The sequence below is a fragment of the Streptacidiphilus carbonis genome (assembly GCF_000787775.1).
In the GTDB taxonomy this organism is placed as follows: domain Bacteria; phylum Actinomycetota; class Actinomycetes; order Streptomycetales; family Streptomycetaceae; genus Streptacidiphilus; species Streptacidiphilus carbonis.
Map to the genome: position 1 here is coordinate 1 of NZ_BBPM01000029.1, position 3,756 is coordinate 3,756.

Consider the following 3,756-nt stretch of genomic DNA (forward strand, 5'->3'; position numbering starts at 1 on the left):
CTCGAAGCGGAGGGGCTCCCGGTCGCCCACGGCACCATGGAGTTGCCGGAGGTTCCGGCCGGTGCAGCCGTCGAGCCGGCGCTGCCCAAGCTGCCCGACGCGGTCGGCGAGTCCTGGCTCACCGTGCGCGCCGTCCTGGCCGAGGACCAGTCCTGGGCCGAGGCGGGCCACGAGGTCGCCTGGGGCCAACTCGCGGTCACCGGCCGGACGCCCGCAGGCCCCGACTCCGCGCCCGACTCCGCCCCCGCCCCCGCCCGGCCGCGACGCTCCGGGAGCGCGGTGGCCCTCGGCCCCGGGCGGTTCGACCCGGCGTCCGGTCTCCTGCTCCGGCTGGGTGAGCTGCCGGTCGACGGTCCCAGGCTGGACGTCTGGCGCGCCCCGACCGACAACGACCGCGGCGGACAGGAACTCGCGGTCGCCCGGGCCTGGCTCGCGGCCGGGTTGGACCGGATGCGGCACCGCACGGTCTCGGCGGAGCTGGAGGACGGCGCGTACGTCGTCCGCACCCGGGTCGCTCCCGCGGCCACCGACATCGCGCTGCTCGCCACCTACCGGTGGAGCGGCGACGAGGAGTCGCTCCGTCTGGACCTGTCGGTCGGGACCGAGGGCGACTGGGACTCGCTGACCCTGCCCCGGCTCGGACTGCGGATGGCTGTCCCGGCGGAGTTCGACCAGGTGACCTGGTTCGGCCTGGGGCCGGGCGAGTCCTACCGGGACAGCCGGCAGGCGGTCAGGGTCGGCCGGTTCGCCGTGGACGTGGACGCGTTGCAGACCCCGTATGTCATGCCGCAGGAGAACGGGAACCGCAGCGACGCCCGCTGGGCGACCTTCACCGACGCCTCCGGCCACGGGTTGCGGGTCCAGGGGCGGCCCGGCTTCGACTTCACCGCACGCCGCTGGACCACGGAGGACCTGGACGCCGCCCGGCACACGAGCGACCTCAAGCCGCGCGACCGGATCTATCTCACCCTCGATCTGGCCCATCAGGGCATCGGCAGCGGCTCCTGCGGCCCGGCCGCGCTGCCGCAGCACCGGCTCGCGCCCGCCGACGCCCTGCTCACGCTCAACTTCTCGGCGGTAGGCGTCAGTTGACCTCAGGCCCGAAGCGGCGTCGGTAGGCCGACGGGGTGATGCCTGTCTCGCGGCGGAGCAGGGTGCGCAGGTTGGTGGCGGTGCCGAGGCCGCTGTGGCGGGCGACGAGTTCGAAGCGGTTCTCGCCGCGTTCGATCAGGCGGCAGGCCAGGGCGAGGCGCTCTGCCGTGAGCCAGGCCAAGGGGGTTGTCCCCAGTTGGGCCCGGAAGCGGCGGTGGAGGGTTGCCGGGCTGACTGCCGCTCGGGCCGCGAAGTCGGACACGGTGAGTGGGGTGTGCAGGCGTTCCTGGGCCCAGGCCAGGACGGGGGCCAGGGACTCGTTCGGCTGGTCGGGCATGGGGCGTTGGACGAACTGCCGTTGTCCGCCGTCGCGGTGGGCGGCGAAGACCAGGCGGCGGCTCACGGCGTTGGCGATCTCCGCGCCGTGGTCGCGGCGGACGACGTGGAGGCCGAGATCCAGGGCGGCAGCGCTGCCTGCGGCGGTGAGGATGTCGCCGTCGTCGACGAAGAGCACGTCCGGCTCCAGGTGGACGGCGGGGAAGCGGGCTCGGAAGGCGTCTGCCCACTGCCAGTGGGCGGTGGCCCTGCGCCCGTCGAGGACGCCGGCCTCGGCCAGGGTGAAGGCGCCGCTGCAGAAGCCGATCAGGCGGGCGCCGCGGGCGTGGGCGCGGCGGACGGCGTTCAGTACCGAGGGGCGGCGGGGGGTCTCGACGTCGGGGCGGTTGGGGACGATGAGGGTGTCGGCGGTGTCGGCCGCTTCCAGGCCGGCGACCCCCGTGAGCGTGAAGAATCCGTCGCGCATCGGAGTGCGCGGCTCGGGGGAGCAGAGCTTGAAGTCGTAGAGGTCGCGCCCGGTCTCCGGTCTGCGCAGGCCGAAGACCTCGGTGGCGCAGCCGAGTTCGAAGGGGTTGGAGTTCTCGTCCACGATCACGACCACCCGGTGGATGTCCGCCGGATCGGCCCGATGCGAGGATTCTTTCGTCATGTGCGATTCCTAGCACTCACGTCGAGCGCGGGGAAGGGCTGAGGATGGGCTCATGAGCAACCAGCCGATCCTCCTGAGCAAGGCCCTGGCCTCCTTCGACGCGCTGTGGAGCCCGCGCATCGTCACCCGCGTCAACGACTACGACGTGCGGATCGCCAAAGTCGAGGGCGAACACCTCTGGCACGTCCACGACGACACCGACGAGTTCTTCCTGGTGATCGAGGGAGAGCTGCAGATCTCCCTGCGTGAGCCCGAGGGCGAGCGGACCGTCGTGCTGCCGCAGGGGGCGGTCTTCACCGTCCCGCGGGGTACGGAGCACAAGCCGTCCGCCCCGTCCGGTGCTGCGATCCTCATGTTCGAGCCGACCGGGACGCCGACGGTGGGCGATCGCCACGAAGAGATCCCCGACCATGTGGACGCGACGACCGGGCACGACCTCAACGCTTGAGAACGCTTGAGCTGCGGGGCCCGGACCCCGGTGCCGGGGGCTTCCCGCCCCGTGACAGCAGGTATAACTACGTTCATGAACAGGAAGCCGCCGTCCAGTGGTTCGGTCACGCTCGAAGACGTGGCCCGGGTCGCAGGAGTCTCCCGGGCCACGGTCTCGCGTGTCATCAACGGCAGCACCACGGTGGACCCGGCCATGCGGCGCCTGGTCGAGGACGCCGTGGCCGCGACCGACTACGTCCCCAACCGGGCGGCCCGGTCCCTGGTCACCCGGCGCACCGACTCCATCGCCCTGGTCGTCTCGGAGGCCGAGCAGCGCAACGTCGCCGACCCCTTCCTCGGCCGGATGTTCACCGACCCCTTCTTCGGACGGATGGTCACCGGTGTGATGGAGGTGATCCGCCCGCGCGGCGTCCAGCTGGTGCTGATGCTGGTGGACGACGCCGACTCGCGCACCCATCTGGTCAGTTATCTGCGCCAGGGGCACGTCGACGGGGTGGTGCTGATCTCCGGCCACGCGGCCGACCCGCTGCCGGGGCTGCTCGCCGAGGCGGCCGTCCCGGCGGTGCTGTCCGGACGTCCGGGGCAGCCCACCACGATCAGCTTCGTCGAGGCCGACCAGCGCGCCGGGACGGTGCTCGCCGTCGAGCACCTGGTCGCGGCCGGACGCCGCCGGATCGCGACGCTGACCGGACCGCTGGACATGCCGTCCGCCCAGGAGAGGCTGGCCGGCTTCCGACAGGCCATGGCGGCGCACGGCCTGGAGGAGGCCGGGATGGTCGAGGGTGACTTCACCCAGGCCGGCGGCGCGGCGGCGATGCGGCGCCTGCTGGAGCAGTCGCCCGAGCTGGACGCGGTCTTCATCGCCTCCGACCTGATGGCGCTGGGCGCGGTGCCGGTCCTCAACCGGGCGGGGCGCAGGATTCCCGAGGACGTGGCGCTGGTGGGCTTCGACGACAGCAGCGCGGCGCTGGCGTGCGACCCGCAGCTGACCACGGTGCGGCAGCCGCTGGAGGAAATGGCGGCGCGGATGGCGCAGTTGCTGCTGCAGCAGATCATGGAACCGGCGGAGCCGCTGCAGTCGGTGGTGTTCCAGCCGACGTTGGTGGTGCGGGGGTCGGCGTAGGGGCGGATCGCCCCGGCCCCTTGTTTTCGGCGTACTCCCCGGGGAGTAGGTGAAGTGCCGCTCCTGCTAGGACGCGCGGGGGTGGGGCGGCGGGCAGGGTGGGTGG

Annotated in this window: 4 protein-coding genes; 3 read left to right on the forward strand and 1 reads right to left on the reverse strand. The window is 72.7% G+C overall.

What is annotated here, in order from left to right; genetic code table 11:
• Window positions 1–1,092 (forward strand): beta-galactosidase small subunit family protein (locus TR46_RS22095; RefSeq protein ID WP_042404029.1); only part of this gene is annotated, 1,092 nt, incomplete at its 5' end.
• Here the strand turns inward: TR46_RS22095 and TR46_RS22100 are convergent.
• Entirely contained in the window at window positions 1,085–2,077 is a 993-nt protein-coding gene (locus tag TR46_RS22100; protein WP_042404031.1) for a GlxA family transcriptional regulator, read from the reverse strand. The two genes, TR46_RS22095 and TR46_RS22100, sit on opposite strands and share 8 nt — an antisense overlap.
• Window positions 2,078–2,129: 52 nt before the next feature.
• On the opposite strand from TR46_RS22100, the gene TR46_RS22105 reads away from it, so the two are divergent.
• Together TR46_RS22105 and TR46_RS22110 are read left to right on the forward strand one after the other, a co-directional pair.
• Window positions 2,130–2,525: a cupin domain-containing protein gene (locus TR46_RS22105; RefSeq protein WP_042404032.1), complete on the forward strand. Its 396-nt coding sequence runs from the start codon at window positions 2,130–2,132 to the stop codon at window positions 2,523–2,525.
• Window positions 2,526–2,600: 75 nt separating this feature from the next.
• Window positions 2,601–3,650: a LacI family DNA-binding transcriptional regulator gene (locus tag TR46_RS22110; protein ID WP_042404036.1), complete on the forward strand. Its 1,050-nt coding sequence runs from the start codon at window positions 2,601–2,603 to the stop codon at window positions 3,648–3,650.
• Window positions 3,651–3,756 lie beyond the last annotated feature (106 nt).

Excerpts from the sequence above, each read along its gene's own strand:
- TR46_RS22100 (WP_042404031.1), bottom strand. The coding sequence starts at position 2,077 with ATGACGAAAGAATCCTCGCATCGGGCCGATCCGGCGGACATCCACCGG.
- TR46_RS22110 (WP_042404036.1), top strand. The coding sequence starts at position 2,601 with ATGAACAGGAAGCCGCCGTCCAGTGGTTCGGTCACGCTCGAAGACGTG.
- TR46_RS22105 (WP_042404032.1), top strand. The coding sequence starts at position 2,130 with ATGAGCAACCAGCCGATCCTCCTGAGCAAGGCCCTGGCCTCCTTCGAC.